The sequence below is a fragment of the Thalassotalea sp. G20_0 genome (genome assembly GCF_017744175.1).
Classification (GTDB): domain Bacteria; phylum Pseudomonadota; class Gammaproteobacteria; order Pseudomonadales; family Endozoicomonadaceae; genus Endozoicomonas.
Map to the genome: position 1 here is coordinate 1 of NZ_JAGHQV010000180.1, position 1,705 is coordinate 1,705.

Sequence of the window (1,705 nt, forward strand, 5' to 3'; positions counted from 1 at the left end):
CACACTGATCACTTCCCGCATTTGCATAATCAGTGGATCGGCTGTGGTTACCTCAGTGCTTGAGGGTGGAGGGAGCAAGTCCTGTTCAGTCAGCTTCTGGCTTAATTTCAGTTTCTTAAGCCCATCTACACTGGTCACCTTGTTGATGTATTCTTTGGCCAAGGCCTTCGTGGCCTCTTTGTCGAGGGCTTCAAGTTCCGTTACCGGCTTGGTCAGGATCTGTTTTACCGTTAAAGCCGAGGTAGGAATGGGAGCCATGTCAGCCCACTCGGTTATTTCTGCGTCGGTGGGTTGAATAAAATGCCCGATACCTCTTCCGTTGGCAATCTGCTCTGGCTGAGTCAATCCAAGGTAGTATAGCTCAGCCAGTTGTCTCAGTGCGTCCATGGCCCTTGCGACCAACTGATCCATTGAATCGGCGCTGGCCACGTACAAGGAGCTTGCGGTATCAGAAATGGCCAGGGACAGTTGATTATTCACCCTTTGTATGTTTGCAAACATGATATGTCCGACACACGGGGAGACGCTGAACAGAACGTTAGCATCTGCCCCTGCCGGTAACTGAGTTGCCTTCGCATTGAACGCTGCAACCATCTTTGACAGCATTGACCGAATTGTAACAAATGGTTCTCCACCATAGACTCCATACGAAAATTTCCCAAGTTTCTGGCCAATTTTAGTAAGGTAATGACTGTCTGCTTTCAGGCCCAGGCTACGCCATAAACTGGCGCGGGAAGCAATCAGTCTTTTAGCCGACAATTCCTGTAGCAAGGTCCTGACAAGAGCGGGTAATCGGGCATATCCGGCACCCAGAAAAACAGCATTGACCAGAGCATTTAAAGAGCGGCTAACAGAAATTCCAAAGTGCCTGGCAAGGGTCAATGAAACTACATCCCCCAGACATATGCCTTCCTGTAATTGCTGATCATTCATCATCATTTGCAAAGGGTTCCATGCCAAAGAGAAATCTATGAGATCTTTTAAATTCGTCATAGCTGGCGGATTGGGGGTCCCCAGAGATATCTGTTGGAGATGCTGTATCAGGTTACGAACCATTACCCTGAGCGATTGCATCGTGTCTACATTTCGTGGCAGAGCATTGGCGTTAATAAATGAGAGGGTGTTAACTTTAAACGCTAATCTGCCAAGTGCCTGATAGTCTTCACTCCACATTAAATCAAAGACCTCCTTGTCATATTGCGCCAAATAATTGCCCATCCCCAGCGGCTGACGGAGTTGATTGGCAAGACCTATTGCATCTGGGTCTCCCGCAACGCCACGTTGCACCGCAAGGGTAAATTCATTGCGCATTGCAGAAAAACCCCGCAAAAAATCCAACAGTTGCGGGACCATGTCGTCTCCGTCAAGGGCACTTTCAGTCTCTATCAGCCAACTGATTTTGCTAAAGAAATCCACCTCCGAGAGGATCACTCTTTTTGACCGATGGTGATGGGCTACTGTCGTTGAGCCAGTATTCTGGGCGGGCGCTGTCGGGGCAGGCGCGATTGTGGTGTTGAACTCATGGATAATGTCATCCATTCCGGCTGCTACGATATCGAAATAGTGACGAGCAACATTAGGGAAAGTGGCATTAGGGAAAGTGCCATTAGTGAACGTGCCATTGAGCGTTTGGGCGAAGGCTTCAATGCCCTCGAGCAGCATATATCCGGCAAAATTCCTGGCACTGTCCTTAACAAAGGTGACT

Annotated in this window: 1 protein-coding gene; it reads right to left on the bottom strand. The window is 48.8% G+C overall.

Annotation, left to right across the window (positions count from 1 at the left end):
* Positions 1-1,662: hypothetical protein (locus tag J7438_RS25345; protein WP_209278823.1), on the bottom strand; the 1,662-nt coding region annotated here is incomplete at its 3' end.
* Between the last annotated feature and the right edge of the window lie 43 nt (positions 1,663-1,705).